This is a genomic window from Kitasatospora sp. NPDC041917, from assembly GCF_055589745.1.
This window is the reverse complement of record NZ_JBVJBI010000001.1, coordinates 301,797-324,388: the sequence shown is the minus strand read 5'-3', so window position 1 is coordinate 324,388 and position 22,592 is coordinate 301,797. Positions and strand designations below refer to the sequence as shown.

Below are 22,592 nucleotides of genomic sequence, written 5' to 3'. Positions count from 1 at the left end.
ATGTGCGCGATACTGGGATTGAACCAGTGACCCCTACCGTGTCAAGGTAGTGCTCTCCCGCTGAGCTAATCGCGCCTGGTGCGGCGGTGTTGCAGCAGACCCTGAAGGGTCCGACGTGCGCGATACTGGGATTGAACCAGTGACCCCTACCGTGTCAAGGTAGTGCTCTCCCGCTGAGCTAATCGCGCCTGGTGCGGCGGTGTTGCAGCAGACCCCGAAGGGCCCGTTACTGTGCGCGATACTGGGATTGAACCAGTGACCCCTACCGTGTCAAGGTAGTGCTCTCCCGCTGAGCTAATCGCGCCTGATGTGGCGGTCCTGCAGCAGACCCTGAAGGGTCCGACGTGCGCGATACTGGGATTGAACCAGTGACCCCTACCGTGTCAAGGTAGTGCTCTCCCGCTGAGCTAATCGCGCGGGGAGGCCCCCGGTCGAACCGGGGGACCTCTTGGAGGTGGAGACGGGATTTGAACCCGTGTACACGGCTTTGCAGGCCGTTGCCTCGCCTCTCGGCCACTCCACCAGGCAACGCATGAAGAACGATCTTACACTGTTCTCCATCGAGCGGACGACGAGATTCGAACTCGCGACCCTCACCTTGGCAAGGTGATGCTCTACCAACTGAGCCACGTCCGCCTGTCTTCCGGGGGGCTTCACCGCTTTTCTTCGGTTGCGCTCCCTGGCGACGTGTTGAACTCTAGCGGATTCCCGGGCCAGCTAAAAATCCGTTCCCGCAGCATGCCGAGGGGATGGCCGGTGAGCGCCGTCCCGTCAGCGCTCCCGGACGGCCACCGGCCGCCACCTGCGGCGCTCCCGGACGATCATCCGCAGGTCACCCGGCGCACACCCGGGTGACGCACAGAGCTGCTCGTGCGCGGGGCGCGAACCGGACCGGGCCCACGCCCCCCGACCTACACTTCAGGCACCGCCGCCCAGCACCACCGCGCAGGAGAACCGTGTCCGGCCACCCCGACCCCCGCACCCCGCTCGCCCGCTTCGGCGGCCGCCTGGCCACCGGACTGCGCGACGTCACCTCGGACCCGGCCGCTCTGGACTCCGCCGGCTACTGGGCCGTCGCCTACGACTTCGAGGGCCGGCTGACCTGCGCCCGCTTCGACCAGGTCCGCCCGGCCCCCGCCCCGCCCTCCGGCGCGGGCTGGCGCGGACCGGAGGCCGGCAGCTGGCACAGCTCCCTCGACCGCACCGCCTACACCGCGGGCGTCCGCCGCATCCGCGAGCACATAGCCGCCGGCGAGGTCTACCAGGCCAACCTCTGCCGGGTGCTCTCCGCACCGCTGCCCGACCCGGACCTCAGCGACGTCGACGCCCTCACCGGCCTCCTCGCCCACGGCAACCCCGCCCCCTACGCCGGCACCGTCCGCCTGCCCGGGCACGGCGTCGAGATCGCCACCGCCTCACCCGAGCTCTACCTGCGCCGCACCGGCCGCACCGTCTCCTCCGGCCCGATCAAGGGCACCGGCCGCACCGAGGACGACCTCCTCGACAAGGACCACGCCGAGAACGTGATGATCGTCGACCTGGTCCGCAACGACCTCGGCCGGGTCTGCGCGACCGGCAGCGTCACCGTCCCCGACCTCTGCGCCGTCGAGAAGCACCCCGGCCTGGTCCACCTGGTCTCCACCGTCGAGGGCACCCTGCGCGACGGAGCCGGCTGGCCCGAGCTCCTCGCCGCCACCTTCCCGCCCGGCTCCGTCACCGGCGCCCCCAAGTCCAGCGCCCTGCGGATCATCGAGGCCCTGGAGACCGCCCCGCGCGGCCCGTACTGCGGCGCCGTCGGCTGGGTCGACGCCGACCGCGGCGAGGCCGAACTCGCCGTCGGCATCCGCACGTTCTGGATCGACCGGGCGGACCCCGGCGCGCCCGTCCTGCGCTTCGGCACCGGCGCCGGCATCACCTGGGGCTCCGACCCCGAGCGGGAATGGGCCGAAACCGAACTGAAGGCCGCCCGCCTCGTCGCGATAGCGTCGGGTGGCGAACCCGGTGGCGACTCCGGCACCGGATCCGACCCGACCGGGGCCTGCGCCCCCACCGCCTAGGAGCAGCACCCGATGCACAACCGCACCACGAGCTGGGTCAACGGCTCCCTCGTCGACTCCGCCGACGCGGCCGTCTCGGTCCTCGACCACGGCCTCACCACCGGCGACGGCGTCTTCGAGACCCTGAAGACGGTCGACGGCCGGGCCTTCGCGGTCACCCGCCACCTGGACCGGCTCACCCGCTCCGCCCGCGGCCTCGGCCTGGCCGACCCCGATCACGACCTGGTCCGCGAGGCCTGCGCCCAGGTCCTCGCCGCCAACCCCGCGCCGCTCGGCCGCCTGCGCGTCACCTACACCGGCGGCAACGGCCCGCTCAGCTCCGAGCGCGGCACCGCCGGCCCCACCCTGGTCGTCGCCCTCAGCGCGATCGGCCACCGCCCCGACGAGACCGCCGTCGCCGTCGTCCCCTGGCGCCGCAACGAGCACAGCGCCGTCACAGGCCTCAAGACCACTTCGTACGCCGAGAACGTCGTCGCCCTGGCCGCCGCCCACCGCGCCGGCGCCTCCGAGGCCCTGCTCGCCAACACCGCGGGACGGCTCTGCGAGGGCACCGGATCCAACGTCTTCGTGGTCCTCGGCGGCCGCCTGCTCACCCCCGCTCTCGCCTCCGGCTGCCTGGCCGGCATCACCCGGCAGCTCGTCGTCGACTGGTGCGGCGCCGAGGAGGCCGACCTGCCGCTCAGCGCCCTCCAGGACGCCGAGGAGGTCTTCCTGACCTCCACCACCCGCGACGTCCAGGCCGTCACCCGCGTCGACGACCGCGAACTGCCCGGCATCGGCCCCGTCACCGCCAAGGCCATGGCCGTCTTCACCGAGCGCAGCGGCGACGACCTCGACCCGTGATCCCCGCCCGGGAGAGCAGCCCGGAAGAACGCCGGGGAAGCGCACCGGCCGCGTGGATAACCCCCCGTGCAACGGGAAGGGACCACCACATGACCACCACGCTGCGCCCCGAGGGCCCGGAGACACCCACCGCGGCCGGCGGCCGCACCAGACGCTGGCTGATCCTCGCGAACGGCCACCCGGTCGGCGCGCTGCGCACCACCGCCGACCCGCAGGGCGATCAACTCTGGGGCCGGATATCCGAGTTGGAGATCACCGAGGGGCGCGGCCGGGGTCGGGGAACGTTCGGCGGGCTGGCCGCCGAGGAGGTGCTGCGCACCTGGGGCTGCACCCGGGTCGACGTCGGCGTCCCGGAGCCGGCCGCGGCGGCCCGGGGGCTCGCCGTGACGCTCGGGTACACCGAGCGGGCCCTGGCCATGTCCAAGCGGTTGACAGTCGCCCCGGACCTGCCCGCGGGGCTGAGCGTGCGCCCGTTCGACCGGAGGGCCGAGATCCGGGACTGGTTCGACCGGTCCGTGCAGGACTACGTCCGCGTGATGGTGGCTTCCGGCCTCACCGAGGAACAGGCCCGCGCCCGCTCGGGCGGCGGGCCGCAGAACCCGGCCGCGCCGGACCCGGAGACCCCGGGCATGGTCCTGCGCCGCCTGTACGGCGCCGACGGCGGGGAGGAGCCGTACGGCCTGCTCTGGCTGCAGCCGCGCCTGCGCGACCTGCCGGACGGCGAACCGCTCGCCTGGGTGATGAAGGTCGAGGTGTCCCCGGCCCACCAGGGCCGGGGACACGGACACACGCTGATGCTGCTCGCCGAACGCGAGTGCCTGGCCGCCGGGGTGCGGAACCTCGGCCTCAACGTCTTCTCCGGCAACGAGGTCGCCATCCGGCTCTACACCTCGCTCGGCTACCGGGTCACCGAGCGCCTCTACGGCAAGCAGCTGTGACCCGGCGTGTCGTCAGGAAGCCTTCGCCGCCTCGATGACGGCCACGATCCGCTCGCGCAGCCCGTCCTGGCTCTTGCCGCCGTCGAGGCGCTGCCCGCCGATCACGTACGTCGGCGTGCCGGTGACCCCGATCGCCTTGCCCTCGGCCTGGTCGGCGTCGACGGTCAGCATGTGCCGGCCGTCGATCAGCGCGGTGTCCACCTCGTCGACGTCCGCCCCGACCTCCCGGGCCACGTCCAGCAGCACCTGCTGCCCGCGCGCGTCCAGCTCCGCGGTACGGGCCAGCAGCGCCTCGACGAACGGCCAGCCCAGCCCCTGCGCGAACGCCTCCTCGGCCGCTTCCGCGGCGGCGTAGGCGTGCTTGTGCTTCTCCAGCGGGAAGTGCCGCACCTCCACGGGCAGCGCGTCGCCGTACTGCGCGCGCAGCGCCCGTACGTCGTCCAGCGCGGTGTGGCAGTCCGGGCACTGGAGGTCGCACCAGAACTCGAGGCGGGGGAGGGAACCATCGATCATTCCCCCAGTGTTCCACTAGTGGGCGCCCGCTCCGGCCGGAGGTGCGCCCGAGGGCGGACCGAGAGGAAGGCACCGATGACCAGGACGACCGGACACGAAGGAGCGGCACCGTGCTGAGCGCGGCGATCAGCTTCGTCCTCACCGCGGGCGGGGTGGCCTTCGCCGGGCTGCGGGCCTACCGGCGGCGCTTCCTGTCGGCGACCCGCTGGTTCGCGGTGGCCCTGCTGCCCGCCGGGCTCTACCTGACCGGCCTGTTCCCGCTGGCGAGCACGATCGGCCGGGAGTTCGCCGACTGGGCGACCAGGCTGGTCCTCGACCCGCGGGTGTGGACCGGCATCGCGCTGCTCGGCGTCTCGGCGGTGCTGCTGGTCACCACCCGCTGGGTGGGCCGCCGGGGCGCCGGGGCGGTGGAGAGCGCCCCGGAGCGCCCGGCCGCGGCCGGGCCGGCGCCCGAGCGTCCGGCGGTGGCGCCGACGCCCAGGGCCCCGAAGAAGTCGGCCGCGGGCAAGCGGGAGGACGGCCTCGGCGACTTCGCCGACATCGAGGAGATCCTCCGCAAGCGCGGCATCTGAACGGGAGGACCGGCCGGTCAGGCGGAGGGGACGGCCTCCGCCGACCGCTGCCGCGCCCGGTAGGCGGCGACGTGCAGCCGGTTGCCGCAGGTGCGGCTGTCGCAGTAGCGCCGCGAGCGGTTCCGGGAGAGGTCCACGAAGACCCGCGCGCAGTCCGGCGCCTCGCAGCGGCGCAGCCGCTCCCGCTCGCCCGCCATGAGGATGAGGGCCAGCGCCATGCCCAGCTCGGCCGCCAGGTGGTCGTCGAGGGCGGCGTGCGGCGCGAAGTAGTGGATGTGCCAGTCGTGGTCGTCGTGGTTGGTCAGCCGGGGCGTCGTCCCGGCGGCCGCGACGATGGAGTTGACCAGCTCCGCGGCCTGCGCGGTGGACTCCGTCGCGAACACCTCGCGCAGCCGGGTGCGCAGCTCGTGCACCCGCCGGAGGTCGTCCTCGGTCAGCGAGTCGATCTCGCTGATCTCCCGGCGGACCACGAAGGCGTCCAGCGCGGCGACGTCCGGCAGCCGCTCGGCGCCGCACACCTCGGGTGCGGTGTTGAGCAGCTCCACGAGGAGGCTCAGCGCGCACTCGGTGTCATGGGTGATCAGCACGTTGGGGGCTCCTCGCGCAGGGGACTCCGATACCCCGCGTCCACGGTTACCCCAGACCATACCGGGCCTTGTGCCGGTAGGGCGGCGCCTTCTTTCGAAGATGCGTGCGCAGTCCGACAAGGCGTCCGAAACCGGGCGCCGCCGGGGCCGGCCGGCCCCCGAACCGGCCCCCGAGGGCGTGCCGCCACCCGCCGGAAGACGTCGGCGCCCGGCACCGAGGCCGGCCACCCGTGAGGATGGCCGGCCTCGGTGCCGGGCGCCTGCGGTGCTGTGGACCCGCTCCGGTGGGAGCGGAGCCGCTCACCGGCCCCGAGACCGCGTCGTGCGCGGCTGAGTCCGCTGCCGTGCCCCCGAGTAGGACGGCTGCGATGAGGCAGGGGGTAGGGCCCCGCCGTCGGCGGGGCGTGACCGCCTCCGGACGGGGTCAGCTTTCGGCGAGGATGTGGGACAGCTCCCGGTCGAGGTCGAAGTGACGGTGTTCGGTGCCGGGGGGCACCGCGGCGTCCGTCCGCTTGAGGAACGACTCAAGCGCTCGGGCCGGGGCCTCCAGCAGGGCTTCTCCTTCCGGAGAGCTCAGTGCGATGCAGACCACCCCTTGCCCGTGGCTGCGCGACGGCCACACCCGGACGTCGCCGGTACCAGTGGGTCGGTGCAGCCCCTCCGCGAGGAGATCTCGGGCGAACACCCACTCCACGGTCTCGTCGGCGCCTGTGTGGAACGTGGCGTGCACGGCATAGGGGTCGGCGGTGTCGTAGCGCAGGCCCGCGGGGACGGGCAGTGATGACTCGCTGGACACGATGAGGCGCAGGTGCAGCTCGCAGCTGACCGTGGTGTTCATAAGCGCCATGGCCTTTCGCTCAGTGTGCGCTCGGGGAATCGCACGTCGGCGAACGGACCATCCCACCCCCAAGACCGATGTAAACCCCTCTGTCCCGATTCGGGCGCGAGTCGTACCCCTTACGGCGCATTGCGGAATCGCCCCGCAGCGGCCGGGCCGGGCATTACCCGGCGCTTCTTGGTTAGTTTCCTGGCATGACTGTGCGAAACGACAAGACGGCCGGGAACACGGGAACGGGTGAAGCGGCTGTGGCGGTTGACGCGGCCGTCGACGGCGGACGGGCGGTCGGATCGCGGGCCCCGGCCTTCGTCCGCCGCTCGCCCGCACTGCACCGGGTCTGGCAGGTGGCGATCTTCCTGGCGGGCCTCGCCGTGGTGGTGCTCGGGCTGATCATGCTGCCGCTGCCCGGCCCCGGCTGGCTGGTGATCTTCCTGGGCATGGGGATCTGGGCGACCGAGTTCGTCTGGGCCCAGCTGGCCCTGCGCTGGACCCGCCGCAAGGTCGCCGAGGCCGCCCAGCGGGCCATGGACCCGCGGGTGCGCCGCCGCAACCTGACGCTCACCGCGATCGGGTTGGCCGCCCTCGTCGGGGTGGGCGGCTGGTACTTCGCCCGCTACGGCCTGGCCGCCCCCTGGCAGCTGGACGGGAGCTGACCCGCCCGGACGCGGGGCCGCGGGCGGGGAGCGTGTTCGGAGCACCCTCCGGGATGCGGTAATGTTTTCTCTGCACCCGGGCGATTAGCTCAGCGGGAGAGCACTTCGTTCACACCGAAGGGGTCACTGGTTCGATCCCAGTATCGCCCACCGGAATGCATTGTGATACGTGAGGCCCAGCCGATTATCGGCTGGGCCTCACGTGTATTTCCGGAATCCGCCTGAAGGGCCGCCGGTAATCGGCTGAGGGACAGTCACCTTCCCTGCGGGGCGCGAGTTCTGCGGAGGCGTCGGCGGTACCCGGAACGGGCGAGTTGTACGACCGGCCCCGAATGGTGCTAGAGTTCTTCTCGTTGCCCGGGCGATTAGCTCAGCGGGAGAGCACTTCGTTCACACCGAAGGGGTCACTGGTTCGATCCCAGTATCGCCCACCGGACAGCACGCAGGCCCTGACCAGGAAACCGGTCAGGGCCTGCGGCGCGTTTCGGGCCCGGAACGCCGGGCCGCGCGTCACGCCGCCGCCTCGCAACGGTGCTCCGGCTCCAGCCGGCGCCCGCATCCGCACCGGGCCGGCCGCAGCGGCCAGGACAGGTCCACCCGCTCCGGCGTCCCCGAGCGGTCGAACCAGTTCTGCAGCCCGCGTGCCTGCGCCGCGTGCCAGATCGCCTGCCGCAGGTGCAGCTCCGCCGCCGACAGCCCGCCGAGCGCCGCCGGGTAGCGGGAGCCGATCCGCCGGGTCAGCGCCAGTGCCGCCGCCGCGTCCGCCGCCGCGTCGTGCGCCCCGGCCAGGACGACGCCGTAGTGGGCGCACAGGTCGGTCAGTGTCCGGCGGCCCTTGCGGTAGCGGTCCACGTGCTTGTCCAGCACCCGGGGATCCAGCACCACCAGCCCGGACGCCGCCAGCCCCGCGGTCAGCGTCAGCCCGTGATGGCGGCGCAGTTCCCGGTCCAGCAGCGTCAGGTCGTAGGGCGCGTTCATCACCACCACCGGACGCCCGGCCCGCGCCTCGGCCGCCAGCGCCCGGGTGACCTCCGCCACCACCGTGCGGGCCGGGCGGCCGTGGGCGCGCACCTGCTCGTCGGTGATGCCGTGCACCGCGCGGGCGCCGTCCGGGATCGGAACCCCCGGATCGGCGAGCCAGGTCGTGGTCCGGGCCGGCTCGCCCGGCGCGAGCTGGACGACCAGGGCGGCGGAGACGATCCGGTCGTTCTCCACGTCCACGCCGGTCGTCTCGGTGTCGAAGGAGGCGAGCGGGCCGGTGTACCAGTGCTGCTGCATGACTGCCCCTCAGACGAGCGTTGCGCCCGGTTGATACCCGGTTCTGACGCCCCTTCAACCCGTTTGGCCCAAGCCCGGCCGGGGATCCTGCCCATGACTGTCCCGTTCGAATCGACCGGCCCGTCCGGAGCGGGACGGGCCCGGAACCGGGGGAGGGCACGGGGCGATGGCACTGACCCAGCCGCAGCCCGAGGAGGCGGCGGCGGCCGTACTGCGCGGGAACCTCGCGGTCACCGCCTGCATGGAGACCCTGCAGGTCGGCTACCTGCACGCGGTCGCCGCCGCGGCCGGCTGCTCGCTCTCCCAGCCGTTCCCGGACAACGGCATCGACTGGCACGTCAGCCACGGCTCCCGGGCGCACGAGGTGGACGACGAGGTCACCGTCAAGATCCAGCTCAAGGCCACCCAGCAGGTCGCGCCCGACCCGGCCGGGCCGTTCTTCAGCTTCACCCTGGACAACGACCACCTGCGCAAGCTCGCCCGGCCCCGGGTCGCCGTGCCGCGGATCCTGGTCGTGCTGCTGCTGCCGCGCCGGGTCGACCAGTGGCTGCGGGCCCGCCCGGACGCCTTGGAACTGCGGCACTGCTGCTACTGGGTCAACCTGGCCGGCCACCCGGTCACCGGGCAGCGGCGCACCAACGTCCGGGTGCCCACCGCCAAGGTCTTCGACGACCGCGCGCTCTGCGACATCATGGCCCGGGTCGGCGCGGGCGGCAGCCCGTGACGGCCCGGGCCCGGCAGGGAGGAACCGGACCCATGGCACCGCCGCACGCACCGGGCGAACCGGCCCGGCCCCTGCCCGACCCGGCCACCGTCGACCCGACGGTCCTGGCCACCCTGCTCGCCCGGCACGGCTGGGTCCGCCGCGGCGGACCGGCCGCCCGGTACGGACGCTGGACCCCGCCCGACGACGAGCCCGGCACCAGCCTGCTCGTCCCGGCCGGGGACGGCTTCGACGACGCCGTCGAACTCCTCGCCGACGCCGTCACCGCGCTCTCCCGCTCCCGCACCCCCTCCGCCCGCTCGATCCTGCTCGCCCTCACCGTCCCCGGCGACGAACTGCGCTGGCACCGCGAACCGTCCGGCCCCGCCGGGGCCACCCCCTGGGACGAGGCCGAGCGGCTCCGGCGGGCCGCCCGCGGGATGCTCGCCGCCGGCGCCAAGGCGGCCCGCACCAGGGCCGGCTACTTCGGCGCCCGGCTGGACGCCCTCGCCGGGGACTTCCTGGACCGCGTCCTGCTGGTCGAACAGGGCGCCGTGCTCACCGCCCACACCCCCGCCCCCGAGGGCCGCGCCGCCGTCACCACCCTGGTCCGCGCCCTGGAGGCACTGCGCGACGCCGTCGACTACCGCCGGGTCAGCGGCGGGCCCGAGGCCTTCGGGACCGCCGTCCGGGCCGGGGTCAGCCGGGAGCTCGTCCGGTCCGTCGAGGAGCTGGTGCGCGACGCGACGGCCGCCCGGCTCAGCGTCGCGTGGTCGCCCGCCGCCGGGACCCCGGGCGGCTTCGGGGACCGCCGGATCGACCTCGACTTCTCGCCCGGCGACCTGCCCGCCCTGGCGGAGGCCGCCGACCTGCTGGAACGGATCGAGCCCGCCGTCGACGTCACCGTGGTCGGCGTGGTCACCCGGCTCAAGCGCGCCGACCCGGCCGGTCCCGGCTCGGTACGACTGCGGGTGCTCACCGGCGCCGAGGTCCGCGAGCTCAAGCTCCGCCTGCCCGACCCCGACTACCGGCTCGCCGCCGAGGCCCACCTCGCGGGCCTGCCGGTCCGGGTCTCCGGCCGGCTGGACCGGCACGGCGGCTTCCGCCGGCTGACCCGCCCGCACGGACTGGAACTCCGCGGCTGGGAGGAAGGGGACCGCGAGCGGCTGCTGAAGGCGCTCGGGGAGAAGGCGGAGCGAGAGGGGGAAGGGGCGTAGGTGGACGGCGGGGGCGGCGCTCTCGGTACCATCGTCACGCGCAGCGCAGTGTTGCGTCCTCTGAAATCCAGCACGTCAGGAGAGACCGGTGACGGACGTCCGGGTAATCATCAGCCGCGAACCCGATCGGGAAGAGCGCGTGGTGACGACGGGCACCACGGCCGCCGAGCTCTTCGCCGACGACCGCTCGATCATCGCCGCCCGCGTCGGCGGCCAGCTCAAGGACCTCGCCTACGCCGTCCAGGACGGCGACGAGGTCGAGCCGGTCGAGATCGGCAGCAAGGACGGCCTCGACATCCTGCGCCACTCCACCGCGCACGTCATGGCCCAGGCCGTGCAGCAGCTCTACCCCGAGGCCAAGCTGGGCATCGGCCCGCCGGTCAAGGACGGTTTCTACTACGACTTCGACGTCGAGAAGCCCTTCCACCCCGATGACCTCAAGGCCATCGAGAAGAAGATGCAGGAGATCATCAAGCGCGGGCAGAAGTTCTCCCGCCGCGTGGTCACCGACGAGTCCGCCCGCGAGGAGCTGGCCGCCGAGCCGTACAAGCTCGAACTGATCGGCCTCAAGGGTTCCGCCGCCACCGCCGGCGAGGGTGCCGACGTCGAGGTCGGCGCCGGCGAGCTCACCATCTACGACAACCTGGACGCCAAGACCGGCGAGCAGTGCTGGGGCGACCTCTGCCGCGGCCCGCACCTGCCCAGCACCCGGAACATCCCGGCGTTCAAGCTGATGCGCAACGCGGCCGCCTACTGGCGCGGCAGCGAGAAGAACCCCATGCTGCAGCGCATCTACGGCACCGCCTGGCCGACCAAGGACGAGCTCAAGGCCCACCTCGACTTCCTCGTCGAGGCCGAGAAGCGCGACCACCGCAAGCTCGGCAACGAGCTCGACCTCTTCTCCATCCCCGAGGAGATCGGCTCCGGCCTCGCCGTCTTCCACCCCAAGGGCGGCATCATCCGCCGGGCCATGGAGGACTACTCGCGCAAGCGGCACGAGGAGGAGGGCTACGAGTTCGTCTACACCCCGCACGCCACCAAGGGGAAGCTCTTCGAGAAGAGCGGCCACCTCGACTGGTACGCGGACGGTATGTACCCGCCCATGCAGCTCGACGAGGGCGTGGACTACTACCTCAAGCCGATGAACTGCCCGATGCACAACCTGATCTTCGACGCGCGCGGCCGCTCGTACCGTGAACTGCCGCTGCGCCTCTTCGAGTTCGGGACGGTGTACCGCTACGAGAAGTCCGGCGTCGTGCACGGCCTGACCCGTGCCCGCGGCTTCACGCAGGACGACGCGCACATCTACTGCACCCGCGAGCAGATGGCGGAGGAGCTCGACTCCACGCTGACCTTCGTGCTCAACCTGCTCCGCGACTACGGTCTGACCGACTTCTACCTGGAGCTGTCGACCAAGGACCCGGTCAAGTACGTCGGCAGCGACGAGACCTGGGAGGAGGCCACCGCCGTCCTGGCGAGCGTGGCCGAGAAGCAGGGCCTGCCGCTGGTGCCGGACCCGGGTGGCGCGGCCTTCTACGGCCCGAAGATCTCGGTGCAGGCGCGGGACGCCATCGGCCGCACCTGGCAGATGAGCACCATCCAGCTGGACTTCAACCTGCCCGAGCGCTTCGACCTGGAGTACACCGCGGCGGACGGCTCGCGCCAGCGGCCGGTCATGATCCACCGGGCGCTGTTCGGCTCGATCGAGCGCTTCTTCGCGGTGCTGCTGGAGCACTACGCCGGCGCCATGCCGCCGTGGCTGGCCCCGGTCACCGTCACCGGCATCCCGATCACCGACGAGCACGTGCCGTACCTGCTGGAGGTCGCGGCCGAGCTGAAGAAGCACGGGATCCGGGTCGAGGTCGACACCTCGGACGACCGCATGCAGAAGAAGATCAGGAACGCACAGAAGACCAAGGTGCCGTTCATGCTGATCGCCGGCAACGACGACGTCGAGGCGGGGGCGGTGTCGTTCCGCTACCGCAACGGCGAACAGAAGAACGGCGTTCCGCTGGCGGACGCGGTTCAGGAGATCGTGGATGCGGTGAAGAGTCGCATCCAGGTGTGACGCGGGCCCCGCCTGGGCGGGGTATCTCTGGCGTTCCGGTCGAGGACGCCATTGCCGGGATCTCGGCCCCGCGTTCGCGGGGACAGCGCGGGGCAGGCTCTCGATGAGTCTGCCCCGCGCGGCTTTGCAAGCACCGTCGGGCGAATATGCTGATCAGCATGACGACTGAGCCGGAACTTCAGCGGGGCGTCGGTGAGCCGGACGGCTTCCGCCGCTTGTGGACGCCTCATCGGATGGCGTACATCCAGGGTGAGAACAAGCCCACCGGCCCGGCTCCGGACGACGGTTGTCCGTTCTGCTCGATCCCGTCCCTGAGCGACGAGGACGGGCTGATCATCGCCCGGGGGAGTGCCGTGTTCGCGGTGCTGAACCTGTACCCGTACAACGGCGGGCACCTGATGGTGGTCCCGTACCGGCACGTCGCCGACTACACCGACCTGGACGAGGCCGAGACGGCCGAGCTCGCGGACTTCACCAAGAAGGCGATGACGGCGCTGCGGGCGGCCTCCGGGGCGCACGGGTTCAACATCGGGATGAACCAGGGCGCGGCGGCCGGGGCCGGGATCGCGGCGCACCTGCACCAGCACGTGGTGCCGCGCTGGGGCGGGGACACCAACTTCATGCCGGTGGTCGGCCACACCAAGGTGCTGCCGCAGCTGCTGGCGGACACCCGGAAGATGCTGGCCGAGGCCTGGCCGCAGGGCTGATCCGAGGAACAACGCGGGAGGGCCCCACCGAGATCCTCGGTGGGGCCCTCCCGCATGCGCTGCGCCGGATCAGCCGGCGTTGAAGGTGTCGACGTCGTAGGGGCGGGGGCTCTGCGCCTCGGACTTGATGATCGAGGTGCGGTTCTTGAAGAAGCGGTCGGCGTCCAGGTCGTGCTCCTCCAGGAACTCCAGCGTGGCGGCGTGGACCGCCGCGAGCACCGGGACGGCGGCGTTCTGGGCGTTGTCGACCATGGAGCGGTTCTCCCAGGCGCGGCCTGCCCAGATGTGCCGCAGCCCGAAGGGCTCGGGCAGGCCGAGTCCGCCGCCGAGCCAGCCGAGCAGGCCGGGCATCCGGTAGAAGGGGGCGCGGACGGCCTGGCGGACGACCTCGTCGTTGTCGATCAGGGGGAGCTTGACGGTGCGCTCCTCCCAGAACCGCACGGTCTTGGCGACCGACTTCTCCTTGTCCTTGGGCTTGTCGAAGAAGACGCCCTTGACCGGGCCGAGCGCGTAGCCGGACACGGTGATGTTCAGGACGTTGGCGAGCAGGGTGACGGTGACGGTGAAGGTGAGGACCAGCTTGCCGTCGTGGGTGATGAACTGGGTGGCGAGGTAGTGCCGGGGGCCGCCGGAGAAGGTCTGCTTGTCGGCGACGCTCTGCACGGCGAAGTCGCGCATCCGGTCGCCGTCCATGTCGGCGTTGCCGGGGCGGCTGATCTCGTCGGCGCCCTCGCCGATGTCGAAGACCACCCACTGCTTGATGGCGACGTTGGGCATGCCGCTGTTGGCGACGTGGCTGACGCCGAGGCCCTTGAGGTGGGAGGAGATCCGGCGGATCAGGTCCCAGGGGTGGAAGGCGCGGAAGTCGACGTGGCCCTCCGCGGGGTGGAGGGTGTCGGCGAGGCGCCATTCGCCCCAGCGGCGGCCGGCACCGAGGATGCCCTTGGGGCCGGCGTAGTGGTGGATGTTGGTCTCCTGCTCGGCGTCCAGGCGGCCGAGCTTGTCGCGCAGGTCGGCGGCCTTCTTGTCGAGGTCGTCCCGGGGGACGGCCTTGGCGACGGAGGCGGCCACCACGCTGCCCTCGACCAGCGCCTGCCAGCGGGAGCGCAGGTCCTTGGCGGAGCGCTCGACGATCCGGCGGGCGAGGTACCAGCCGACGACCGGGGCGAGCATGGTCACGCGCAGGTAGACGCCGATGAACCCGCTGGCCGGCGGGCGCAGCGCGAGCAGGACGGCGAGGGCGGCGGTCGCGGCGAGCACGATGCCGCCGTAGACGGCCGCGTTCTTCGGGTTGTCCCGCTTGAGCCAGGCGCGGAGCTGGAAGGCGCCGAGCCAGATCAGGGTGCCGGGGAGGAAGAGCACACCGGTGGCGATGGAGACGGTGCTGAGTTGCCGGTCGCGGGTGTTGCGTAGTTCCTCGGCGGCCAGGCAGTGTTCGACGACCTGGCGGGTGTCGACTCCGAAGGCCGGGACGATGGGTTTGCGGCCGCCGCCCAGGGCACGGGAGATCAGCGCCTTGCTGAAGGCCTCGCCGAGGTTGGGGCGGAAGAGCGCGAAGCGGCCCTTCTTCTCGGTGGCGTCGGTGACGGCGCCGACGAAGCCCTTGATCTCGCCGTCGCGGTACGCGGTCGAGGAGAGTCCCTGGGTGATGGCGGTCTGCGGGCCGGCGTCGGTCCGGGGTATCTGCGCACCCGGGGTCATGTCGAGTGTGGTCACGGTGGCGTCCCCTCCTCCCCTTGTCAGCGGCAGGTTACCGTGCCGTGGCACCCCCGCGCGGATGATCGTCTGAAGTACCGTCACCGGAGGCCTGAGGGGCATGATGCCCAGCTTCGGGCGGGTCGATACCCGTCGCGAGGAGGATGGGGGAGGTGGGGCAGGATGGACGGTGGGAGCGAGGAAAGGGGAGCGGCCGTGAAGGATCCGGTGCTGGTCTACGACGGGGACTGTTCGTTCTGTTCGTCCTGCGTGCGCTGGTCGGAGCGGTACCTGCGACAGACGCTGGCCTCGGGGGGCTGGGAGGCGGTGCCGTTCCAGTTCGCGGATCTGGCGGGCCTGGACGGGTACGCGGGCGGCCGGGGCGAGGTGTCGGCGGAGCGGGCGGAGCGCGAGGTGCTCTGGGTGACGCCGAGCGGCCGGGTGTACGGGGGCGCGCAGGCGGTTGCGCGGCTTCTGATGCGCTCCGGCGGGGTGTGGGCGTACCTGGGCGCTGTGTTGACGGCGGCGCCGGTGCGGCCGCTCGCGGGGCTGGCCTACCGCTGGGTGGCGCGCAACCGGCACCGGATGCCGGGGGGGACGGCGGCGTGCGAGCTGCCGGCCCGGAAGCCCGTCCGGCCGTGAGGCCGCCCGGCCGTGGGGCCGCTCAGTCGGTGTAGCGCTGGGCGAGGGCGGGGGGCATGGGTTCGTGGCGCAGGTAGGCGCGGGAGAACTCGGCGGTGCCGTGGGTGAGCGAGCGCAGGTCGATCGGGTAGCGGACGAGTTCGAGCTCGGGGACCTCGGCGCGCAGCAGGGTGAGGCCGGTGCCGCCGGTCTCGCTGCCGAGGACGCGGCCGCGGCGGGCGGAGAGGTCGCCGAGGACGGCGCCGAGGTAGTCGTCGGGGAGCAGGACGCTGACGGCGGCGACGGGTTCGAGCAGGCGGATGACGGCGTGCTCGGCGGCGTCGCGCAGGGCGAGGGCGGCGGCGTTCTGGAAGGACGCGTCGGAGGAGTCGACGGAGTGCGCCTTGCCGTCGGTGAGGGTGACCCGGACGTCGACGAGCGGGTACCCGGTGGTGACGCCCTTGGCGAGCTGGGCGCGGACGCCCTTCTCGACGGACGGGATGAAGTGCTTGGGGACGGAGCCGCCGACGACGTGCTCCTGGAACTCGAAGCCGGAGCCGGCGGGGAGCGGTTCGACCTCCAGGTCGCAGATGGCGTACTGGCCGTGGCCGCCGGACTGCTTGACCAGGCGGCCGTGGCCGGCGGCGGCGGTGCCGAAGGTCTCGCGCAGGGCGACCTTGGGTTCGACGATGTCGACGTGGACGCCGTGGCGGGTGCGGAGGCGGTCGAGGACGACGTCGGCGTGGGCCTCGCCGGTGCACCAGAGGACGAGCTGGTGGGTGTCGGGGTTCTGTTCCAGGCGTAGCGCCGGGTCCTCGGCGGTGAGGCGGGCGAGGGCCTGGGAGAGCTTGTCGTCGTCGGCCTTGCTGTGGGCCTCGACGGCGATCGGGAGGAGCGGCTCGGGGAGGGTCCAGCCGTCGAGGGCGACGGGGTGGCCGGGGTCGTGGACGATGTCGCCGGCGCGGGCGGTGGTGAGTTTGGCGGCGCAGACGAGGTCGCCGGCGACGGCGTGCGGGACGGGGCGCTGCGCCTTGCCGAAGGGGCTGGAGAGGGCGGTGACGCGTTCGTCGCCGTTCTGGTCGGCGGTGTGGGCGGGGCCGACGAGGTGGATCCTGGTGTCGGGGCGCAGGGTGCCGGCGTACAGGCGCAGCAGGCTGATCCGTCCGACGTAGGCGTCGCCGGTGACGCGGACGACCTGGGCGGCGAGCGGGGCGTCGGGGTCGCACTCGGGGGCGGGGCGGGTGCGTTCGGTGGGGTCGGGGAAGGTGTGCGCGACGAGGTCGAGGAGTTCGGCGGCGCCGAGGCCGTTCTCGCTGGTGGGGACGGCGGGGTGGAGGGCGCAGGAGAGGACCTCGCGGCGCAGGCCGGCTTCGAGGGAGTCGGTGTCGAGGGTGTCGCCGGAGAGGTAGCGCTCCATGAGGGTGTCGTCCTGGCCGGAGATGGCTTCGACGAGGCTGTCGTGGGCGGGGGCGGTGTCGGGCAGGGGGTCGGCGTCGCCGTAGGTGTCGCCGGTGAGGAGGTCGACGCTGCCGTCGGGGTGTCCGTCGTGGTGGACGGGCAGGAAGAGCGGGCGCAGGGTGTCCGGGCCGAGTCCGAAGGCGTCGTGGCAGGCGGTGAGGATGTCGTCGAAGCCGGTGTGGGCGAGGTCGAGTTTGGCGACGGCGATGGCGCGGGGGATGCCTTCGGCGGCGCATTCGCGCCACAGGGCGCGGGTGGGGGCGGTGACCGGGTCGGTGGCGGAGACGACGAAGACGGCGGCGTCGGCGGCGTGCAGGGCGGCGCGCAGGTCGGCGGCGAAGTCGGGGTGGCCGGGCGGGTCGATCAGGTTGATCTTGACGCCCTTCCATTCGAGCGGGAGGAGCGAGAGCTGGACGGAGCGCTGCTGCTGGTGCTCGATGTCCTCGTGGTCGGAGACGGTGGTGCCGTCGGTGACGCGGCCGGCCCGGCCGGTGGCGCCGGCGGCGAGGGCGAGGGATTCGGCGAGGGTGGTCTTGCCCACACCGCTGGGGCCGATGAGGACGACGTTGCGCAGATCCTTCGGGCCGGTGACGGCGGGTGCCTGGCCGGCTCGTGCCGTGCTGCGGTCGGGCATCGGGGTCTCCTCCCGTGGCGCCGAGGCTTGTCCATCGCAGTCTAGGGTCGGGTGTCGAAGTGGCGCGTGTCGTACGGCCGATCGGTGATCGTGCGTGTGCACGGCGTGGCGGGGGCGGTGTCCGGCGGTGCGTGCGCCGGAGCGTGTCCTCGGCCTGGCTACGATGGGTGGGCCGGACGGGCTGATCCGCCCGGCCGTCTGCCGCGCGTTCTGCGCCAGGCGGGTATCTGGGAGATCGGAGCGGCTGGGAAGGCCATGCTCAACAAATACGCGCGTGCCTTCTTCACACGTGTCCTGACCCCGTTCGCCGCGTTCCTGATCCGGCTGGGCGTGAGCCCGGACGCCGTGACGCTGATCGGTACCGCCGGCTCGGTGGCCGGTGCGCTGGTGTTCTTCCCGCGCGGGGAGTTCTTCTGGGGCACCATCACGATCACGCTGTTCATCTTCTCGGACCTGGTGGACGGGAACATGGCCCGCCAGCTGGGCCGGAGCACGAAGTGGGGGGCGTTCCTCGACTCCACCCTGGACCGGGTCGCCGATGCGGCGATCTTCGGCGGTCTGGCGATGTGGTACGCGGGCAAGGGTGACAACAACCTGCTCTGTGCGGTGGCGATCTTCTGCCTGGCGAGCGGTCTGGTGGTGTCGTACACGAAGGCGCGGGCGGAGAGCCAGGGCCTGCCGTGCGACGTGTCGGGGCTGGTGGAGCGGGCCGAGCGGCTGGTGGCCAGCCTGGTGGCGGCCGGGGTCGCGGGTCTGCACACATTCGGTGTGCCGTACGTGGAGTGGCTGCTGCCGGTGGCGTTGTGGCTGGTGGCGGCGGGCAGCCTGGTGACGGTGTTCCAGCGGATGCTGACCGTGCGCCGGGAGGCGTTCGAGGCCGACCGAGCGGCGGCCGGGAGCTGATGGGGGGCGTCCTGCGGTGACGGACCGACTGGTGTACTGGGCGTACGCGCTGGGGTGGGGGCTGCTGAAGCACCTGCCGGAGCGGGTGGCCCGGGGGCTGTTCGACCGGCTGGCGGACTACGCGTGGCGCAAGCGCGGCAAGCGGGTGCTCCAGCTGGAGGCGAATCTGCGCCGGGTCCGTCCGGGCCTGGACGAGGCCGCGGTGCGGGAGCTGTCCCGGGCCGGGATGCGCTCGTACCTGCGGTACTGGATGGAGTCGTTCCGGCTGCCGGTGTGGAGCCGGGAGCGGGTGGCCCGGGACGTCCGGGTGGAGGGCTTCGAGCACCTGCGGGAGTCGTTGGAGGCGGGGCGGGGCGCGATGATAGCGCTGCCGCACATGGGCAACTGGGACCTCGCGGGGGCCTGGGTGGCGCAGCAGGGCTACCCGTTCACCACGGTCGCGGAGCGGTTGAAGCCGGAGCGGCTGTTCGACCGGTTCGTGGCGTTCCGGGAGGGCCTGGGCATGGAGGTCTTGGCGCTGACCGGCGGTTCGGTGAACGTGATCGGCACGCTGGCGCGGCGGTTGCGCGAGGGCCGGCTGGTCTGCCTGGTGGGGGACCGGGACCTGTCGGAGGCGGGCATCGGGGTGTCGTTCTTCGGTGAGCCGACCCGGATGCCGGCCGGTCCGGCGGCGCTGTGCCAGCGCACCGGGGCGGCGCTGCTGCCGGTGACGCTCTGGTACGACGGCCCGGTGCTGCGGGCGCGGATCCATCCCGAGGTGCCGGTGCCCGAGGAGGGCGACCGCAAGGAGCGCACCCGGGCGATGACCCAGGCGATGGCGCAGGTGTGGGAGCGGAGCATCCGCGAGCACCCGCAGGACTGGCACATGCTGCAGAAGTTCTGGCTGGCCGACCTGCCGGTCCGTGAGACGGTGAAGGCGGCGCCCGCGGAGCGCGCGGAGGCGGTCCCGGAGCCCGCGGCCGAGGCCTCCGGGTCCTGAGCCGTTCCGTCCTGCCCGCCCGCACCACTGTCCGAAGGAGCTTGAGGAACCCGTGAAGATCGGCATCGTCTGCCCGTACGACTGGGACGTCCCCGGTGGGGTCCAGTTCCACATCCGGGACCTGGCCGAGCACCTGATCGGTCTGGGGCACGAGGTGTCGGTGCTGGCGCCGGCCGAGGACGACGAGGCGCTGCCGCCGTACGTGGTCCCGGCCGGGCGGTCGGTGGCGGTGCCGTACAACGGGTCGGTGGCGCGGCTGAGTTTCGGGATCCTGTCGGCGGCCCGGGTGCGGCGCTGGCTGCACGACGGGCGCTTCGACATCCTGCACGTGCACGAGCCGGCCGCGCCGAGCCTGTCGATGCTGGCCGCCTGGTCGGCGACCGGGCCGATGGTGGGGACCTTCCACACCTCCAACCCGCGTTCGCGGGTGATGATCGCGGCCTCGCCGATCCTCCAGCCGGGGCTGGAGAAGATGCGGGCCCGGATCGCGGTGTCGGAGTACGCCCGGCGCACCCTGGTGGAGCACCTGGGCGGGGACGCGGTGGTGATCCCGAACGGCGTGGACGTGGGGTTCTTCGCGGCGGCCGAGCCGGACGAGCGGTGGACCGGCGGCGCGGCGAAGGGGGAGCCGGGCACGATCGGCTTCATCGGCCGGATCAACGAGCCGCGCAAGGGCCTGCCGACGCTGCTGGCGGCGCTGCCGGGGATCCTGGCGGAGCGGCCGGGGGTGCGGCTGCTGGTGGCGGGCAAGGGCGACGAGGAGGAGGCCGTCGCGGGCCTGGCGCCCGAGGTGCGCCGACAGGTGGAGTTCCTCGGCATGGTGAGCGACCGGGACAAGGCCCGGCTGCTGCGCAGCGTGGACCTGTACGTGGCGCCGAACACCGGGGGCGAGAGCTTCGGGATCATCCTGGTCGAGGCGATGTCGGCGGGCGCGCCGGTGCTGGCGAGCGATCTGGACGCGTTCAAGCAGGTGCTGGACGGCGGCGACGCGGGCGAGCTGTTCCCGGTGGAGGACGCGGACGCGCTGGCCCGTACGGCGCTGCGGCTGCTGGGTGATCCGGCGCGGCTGGAGGAGCTGCGGGAGGCGGCCTCGCGGCATGTGCGGCGGTTCGACTGGTCGACGGTGGGCGCGGACATCCTGGCGGTGTACGAGACGGTGACGGCCGGCGAGGCGGCGGTGGTCGAGGAGGACGTGCGCGGCGGGCGGCGCCGGTTCGGGCTGGCCCGGGACTGATCCGCCGCGGCGGTTCGGTCCGGGACCGGTCCCGCGCGGCGGGCCGGGGTGCCGGTGGCGTTAGGGTCGGGCGTCCGTACCACTGCGATCCACGGGGGCAACATGCCGCAGATCTCCGTCGACTACTCGGCCGGCCTGGCCGGAACCTTCGACCGCCGGGGCCTCGGCCTGGCGATCAACCGGCTGGCGGAGGCGACGATCGACGCGAAGCCGGAGTCCTGCAAGACGGTGTTCCGGCAGAGCGAGGTGCTGGTGGTCGGTACCAGCGGGGCGGCCGCCGACGCCCAGGTGTTCGTGGAGTTCCAGATCTTCCCGGGCCGTTCGCCGGAGGCGAAGGCGGCGCTGAGCGAGGGCGTGTTGGCGCTGCTGGCGCAGTACGTCCGGCCGCGGCCGGGTACCCGGCTGTTCACGGCGGTGAACATCGCGGACATCGACCGGGAGAGCTACCGGAACGCGACCGCCCAGGGCTGAACCGGTGACACCCGGTAACGTAGCGGCCCGTGACTACCTGGATCTGGGCCGGCGTGGCCGTGGTGCTGTTCGGCATGTACCTGAGTTGGACGGCCGGTCGTCTGGACCGGCTGCACGCCCGGATCGACGCCGCCCGGGCGGCGCTGGACGCGCAGCTGGTCCGCCGGGCCTCGGTGGCGTTGGAGCTGGCGACGTCCTCGTTGCTGGATCCGGCGGCCTCGCTGCTGCTGCTGGACGCGGCGCACGCGGCCCGGCAGGCCGAGGACGAGCAGCGCGAGGTGGCGGAGAGCCAGCTGAGCCTGGCGCTGCGGGCGGTGTTCGAGGAGCCGGAGCAGATGGCGGCGCTGGTGGCCGAGCCGGGTGGCGAGGACGCGGTTCGTGATCTGACGGCCGCGGTGCGGCGGGTGCCGATGGCCCGCCGGTTCCACAACGACGCGGTGCGGGCGGCCCGGGCGGTGCGCGAGCACCGGCTGGTGCGGTACTTCCGGCTGGCGGGGAAGGCGCCCTTCCCGCTGGCGTTCGAAATGGACGATGCCCCGCCGCCCGCTCTCACGCCCGAAGGGGCACCTGCTTAAGGTGTCCCCCGGATACGGCCCGTTTGTCGTGTCCCGTCGTCCTGGCTGGACTTGGTGGCGCATGGTTGGGTCACCCGTTCTGCCTACCATAGGGCGATAGCACTGATTCATCTTCGAGTGAGGTCTCACGTGTCCACCACCCCCACCACCGCAGACCAGCCGCAGATCGGCACCGCCCGGGTCAAGCGCGGCATGGCCGAGCAGCTCAAGGGCGGTGTGATCATGGACGTGGTCAACGCCGAGCAGGCCAAGATCGCCGAGGACGCCGGCGCGGTCGCCGTCATGGCCCTGGAGCGGGTCCCCGCGGACATCCGCAAGGACGGCGGCGTGGCCCGCATGTCCGACCCGAACATGATCGAGGAGATCATCGCCGCGGTCTCCATCCCGGTGATGGCCAAGTCCCGCATCGGCCACTTCGTCGAGGCCCAGGTGCTCCAGTCGCTGGGCGTCGACTACATCGACGAGTCCGAGGTGCTGACCCCGGCCGACGAGGTCAACCACTCGGACAAGTTCGCCTTCACCACCCCCTTCGTCTGCGGTGCCACCAACCTGGGCGAGGCCCTGCGCCGCATCGCCGAGGGCGCGGCCATGATCCGCTCGAAGGGCGAGGCCGGCACCGGCAACGTCGTCGAGGCCGTCCGCCACCTGCGCCAGATCAAGAACGAGATCGGCCAGCTGCGCGCCCTGGACAACAACGAGCTGTACGCCGCCGCCAAGGAGCTGCGCGCCCCGTACGAGCTGGTCAAGGAGGTCGCCGAGCTCGGCAAGCTGCCGGTCGTGCTGTTCTCCGCCGGTGGCGTCGCCACCCCGGCCGACGCCGCGCTGATGCGCCAGCTGGGCGCCGAGGGCGTCTTCGTCGGCTCCGGCATCTTCAAGTCGGGCGACCCGGCCAAGCGCGCCGCCGCCATCGTGAAGGCCACCACCTTCTTCGACGACCCGAAGGTCATCGCGGACGCGTCCCGCAACCTGGGCGAGGCCATGGTCGGCATCAACTGCGACACCCTGCCGGAGACCGAGCGCTACGCCAAGCGCGGCTGGTAGTCGCCCG

General features: G+C 72.5%; 22 protein-coding genes and 8 tRNA genes. 18 read left to right on the top strand and 12 right to left on the bottom strand.

The window, feature by feature from the left end; genetic code table 11:
* Positions 1–3: 3 nt before the first annotated feature.
* From ACZ6EM_RS01485 to ACZ6EM_RS01460, 6 genes are all read right to left on the bottom strand, one after another.
* A tRNA-Val gene (locus ACZ6EM_RS01485) sits at positions 4–75 on the bottom strand.
* A gap of 41 nt (positions 76–116) precedes the next feature.
* Positions 117–188 (bottom strand) — tRNA-Val (locus tag ACZ6EM_RS01480).
* A gap of 44 nt (positions 189–232) precedes the next feature.
* Positions 233–304, bottom strand: a tRNA-Val gene (locus tag ACZ6EM_RS01475).
* Between the two features lie 41 nt (positions 305–345).
* Positions 346–417, bottom strand: a tRNA-Val gene (locus ACZ6EM_RS01470).
* Positions 418–449: 32 nt separating this feature from the next.
* A tRNA-Cys gene (locus ACZ6EM_RS01465) sits at positions 450–523 on the bottom strand.
* A 40-nt stretch (positions 524–563) separates the two neighbouring features.
* A tRNA-Gly gene (locus ACZ6EM_RS01460) sits at positions 564–636 on the bottom strand.
* A 320-nt stretch (positions 637–956) separates the two neighbouring features.
* On the opposite strand from ACZ6EM_RS01460, the gene ACZ6EM_RS01455 reads away from it, so the two are divergent.
* From ACZ6EM_RS01455 to ACZ6EM_RS01445, 3 genes are all read left to right on the top strand, one after another.
* A complete protein-coding gene (locus ACZ6EM_RS01455) occupies positions 957–2,057 on the top strand; it encodes a chorismate-binding protein (RefSeq protein WP_465771352.1) in 1,101 nt (366 codons plus the stop codon).
* Between the two features lie 12 nt (positions 2,058–2,069).
* Positions 2,070–2,900, top strand: coding sequence for an aminotransferase class IV (locus tag ACZ6EM_RS01450; RefSeq protein WP_465771351.1), 831 nt, complete (start codon positions 2,070–2,072; stop codon positions 2,898–2,900).
* 89 nt (positions 2,901–2,989) lie between these two features.
* A complete protein-coding gene (locus ACZ6EM_RS01445) occupies positions 2,990–3,838 on the top strand; it encodes a GNAT family N-acetyltransferase (RefSeq protein WP_465771350.1) in 849 nt (282 codons plus the stop codon).
* A 12-nt stretch (positions 3,839–3,850) separates the two neighbouring features.
* Here ACZ6EM_RS01445 and ACZ6EM_RS01440 read toward each other — a convergent pair whose 3' ends face one another.
* Positions 3,851–4,351, bottom strand: a complete 501-nt coding sequence (locus ACZ6EM_RS01440; protein WP_380359240.1) for a DsbA family protein — start codon at positions 4,349–4,351, stop codon at positions 3,851–3,853.
* A 110-nt stretch (positions 4,352–4,461) separates the two neighbouring features.
* Here ACZ6EM_RS01440 and ACZ6EM_RS01435 point away from each other — a divergent pair, with 110 nt between their 5' ends.
* Positions 4,462–4,923, top strand: coding sequence for a hypothetical protein (locus tag ACZ6EM_RS01435; RefSeq protein ID WP_401053635.1), 462 nt, complete (start codon positions 4,462–4,464; stop codon positions 4,921–4,923).
* 17 nt (positions 4,924–4,940) lie between these two features.
* Here the strand turns inward: ACZ6EM_RS01435 and ACZ6EM_RS01430 are convergent, their stop codons facing one another.
* Both ACZ6EM_RS01430 and ACZ6EM_RS01425 read right to left on the bottom strand, forming a co-directional pair.
* Positions 4,941–5,510 (bottom strand): CGNR zinc finger domain-containing protein, encoded by a 570-nt coding sequence (locus ACZ6EM_RS01430; protein WP_401053637.1) that lies wholly within the window; start codon positions 5,508–5,510, stop codon positions 4,941–4,943.
* Positions 5,511–5,934: 424 nt separating this feature from the next.
* Positions 5,935–6,348, bottom strand: a complete 414-nt coding sequence (locus ACZ6EM_RS01425; RefSeq protein WP_030056266.1) for an SsgA family sporulation/cell division regulator — start codon at positions 6,346–6,348, stop codon at positions 5,935–5,937.
* A gap of 194 nt (positions 6,349–6,542) precedes the next feature.
* Between ACZ6EM_RS01425 and ACZ6EM_RS01420 the strand changes: the two genes are divergently transcribed.
* The 3 genes from ACZ6EM_RS01420 (at position 6,543) to ACZ6EM_RS01410 (ending at position 7,432) form a co-directional block, all read left to right on the top strand.
* A complete protein-coding gene (locus ACZ6EM_RS01420) occupies positions 6,543–7,001 on the top strand; it encodes a TIGR02611 family protein (RefSeq protein WP_359914480.1) in 459 nt (152 codons plus the stop codon).
* A gap of 78 nt (positions 7,002–7,079) precedes the next feature.
* Positions 7,080–7,151, top strand: a tRNA-Val gene (locus ACZ6EM_RS01415).
* A 209-nt stretch (positions 7,152–7,360) separates the two neighbouring features.
* Positions 7,361–7,432, top strand: a tRNA-Val gene (locus tag ACZ6EM_RS01410).
* Positions 7,433–7,511: 79 nt separating this feature from the next.
* On the opposite strand, the gene ACZ6EM_RS01405 is transcribed toward ACZ6EM_RS01410, so the two are convergent.
* Entirely contained in the window at positions 7,512–8,279 is a 768-nt protein-coding gene (locus tag ACZ6EM_RS01405) for an exonuclease domain-containing protein (RefSeq protein ID WP_401049333.1), read from the bottom strand.
* Positions 8,280–8,445: 166 nt separating this feature from the next.
* Here ACZ6EM_RS01405 and ACZ6EM_RS01400 point away from each other — a divergent pair, with 166 nt between their 5' ends.
* The 4 genes from ACZ6EM_RS01400 (at position 8,446) to ACZ6EM_RS01385 (ending at position 12,974) form a co-directional block, all read left to right on the top strand.
* Positions 8,446–9,003 carry a DUF4365 domain-containing protein gene (locus ACZ6EM_RS01400; protein ID WP_359914486.1) on the top strand — a complete coding sequence of 186 codons (558 nt, stop codon included), beginning with the start codon at positions 8,446–8,448 and terminating at the stop codon, positions 9,001–9,003.
* Positions 9,004–9,035: 32 nt separating this feature from the next.
* On the top strand, positions 9,036–10,199 hold the full coding sequence (locus tag ACZ6EM_RS01395) for a hypothetical protein (protein ID WP_465771349.1): 1,164 nt from the start codon (positions 9,036–9,038) through the stop codon (positions 10,197–10,199).
* A gap of 88 nt (positions 10,200–10,287) precedes the next feature.
* A complete protein-coding gene (gene thrS, locus ACZ6EM_RS01390) occupies positions 10,288–12,267 on the top strand; it encodes a threonine--tRNA ligase (RefSeq protein ID WP_401049337.1) in 1,980 nt (659 codons plus the stop codon).
* Positions 12,268–12,413: 146 nt separating this feature from the next.
* The gene (locus ACZ6EM_RS01385) at positions 12,414–12,974 is read left to right on the top strand and encodes an HIT family protein (protein WP_380546494.1); all 561 of its coding nucleotides are present in this window, start codon (positions 12,414–12,416) and stop codon (positions 12,972–12,974) included.
* Between the two features lie 69 nt (positions 12,975–13,043).
* On the opposite strand, the gene ACZ6EM_RS01380 is transcribed toward ACZ6EM_RS01385, so the two are convergent.
* Complete coding sequence (locus ACZ6EM_RS01380; protein ID WP_401049339.1) at positions 13,044–14,690, bottom strand: hypothetical protein; 1,647 nt, start codon at positions 14,688–14,690, stop codon at positions 13,044–13,046.
* A 195-nt stretch (positions 14,691–14,885) separates the two neighbouring features.
* Here ACZ6EM_RS01380 and ACZ6EM_RS01375 point away from each other — a divergent pair, with 195 nt between their 5' ends.
* Positions 14,886–15,311: a thiol-disulfide oxidoreductase DCC family protein gene (locus ACZ6EM_RS01375; protein ID WP_452179913.1), complete on the top strand. Its 426-nt coding sequence runs from the start codon at positions 14,886–14,888 to the stop codon at positions 15,309–15,311.
* A gap of 22 nt (positions 15,312–15,333) precedes the next feature.
* Here the strand turns inward: ACZ6EM_RS01375 and ACZ6EM_RS01370 are convergent, their stop codons facing one another.
* Positions 15,334–17,382 carry an elongation factor G-like protein EF-G2 gene (locus tag ACZ6EM_RS01370; protein WP_465771348.1) on the bottom strand — a complete coding sequence of 683 codons (2,049 nt, stop codon included), beginning with the start codon at positions 17,380–17,382 and terminating at the stop codon, positions 15,334–15,336.
* A gap of 255 nt (positions 17,383–17,637) precedes the next feature.
* Here ACZ6EM_RS01370 and pgsA point away from each other — a divergent pair, with 255 nt between their 5' ends.
* The 6 genes from pgsA (at position 17,638) to pdxS (ending at position 22,585) form a co-directional block, all read left to right on the top strand.
* Positions 17,638–18,285: a phosphatidylinositol phosphate synthase gene (gene pgsA, locus ACZ6EM_RS01365; RefSeq protein ID WP_401043086.1), complete on the top strand. Its 648-nt coding sequence runs from the start codon at positions 17,638–17,640 to the stop codon at positions 18,283–18,285.
* Positions 18,286–18,301: 16 nt separating this feature from the next.
* Positions 18,302–19,264, top strand: coding sequence for a phosphatidylinositol mannoside acyltransferase (locus ACZ6EM_RS01360; RefSeq protein ID WP_452179911.1), 963 nt, complete (start codon positions 18,302–18,304; stop codon positions 19,262–19,264).
* Between the two features lie 52 nt (positions 19,265–19,316).
* Complete coding sequence (locus tag ACZ6EM_RS01355; protein WP_387691918.1) at positions 19,317–20,498, top strand: glycosyltransferase family 4 protein; 1,182 nt, start codon at positions 19,317–19,319, stop codon at positions 20,496–20,498.
* A gap of 102 nt (positions 20,499–20,600) precedes the next feature.
* Positions 20,601–20,969, top strand: coding sequence for a 5-carboxymethyl-2-hydroxymuconate Delta-isomerase (locus ACZ6EM_RS01350; RefSeq protein WP_359914511.1), 369 nt, complete (start codon positions 20,601–20,603; stop codon positions 20,967–20,969).
* Positions 20,970–20,998: 29 nt separating this feature from the next.
* Complete coding sequence (locus ACZ6EM_RS01345; RefSeq protein WP_380546483.1) at positions 20,999–21,544, top strand: hypothetical protein; 546 nt, start codon at positions 20,999–21,001, stop codon at positions 21,542–21,544.
* Positions 21,545–21,673: 129 nt separating this feature from the next.
* Positions 21,674–22,585: a pyridoxal 5'-phosphate synthase lyase subunit PdxS gene (pdxS, locus tag ACZ6EM_RS01340; RefSeq protein WP_359914516.1), complete on the top strand. Its 912-nt coding sequence runs from the start codon at positions 21,674–21,676 to the stop codon at positions 22,583–22,585.
* The last annotated feature ends 7 nt before the right edge of the window (positions 22,586–22,592 follow it).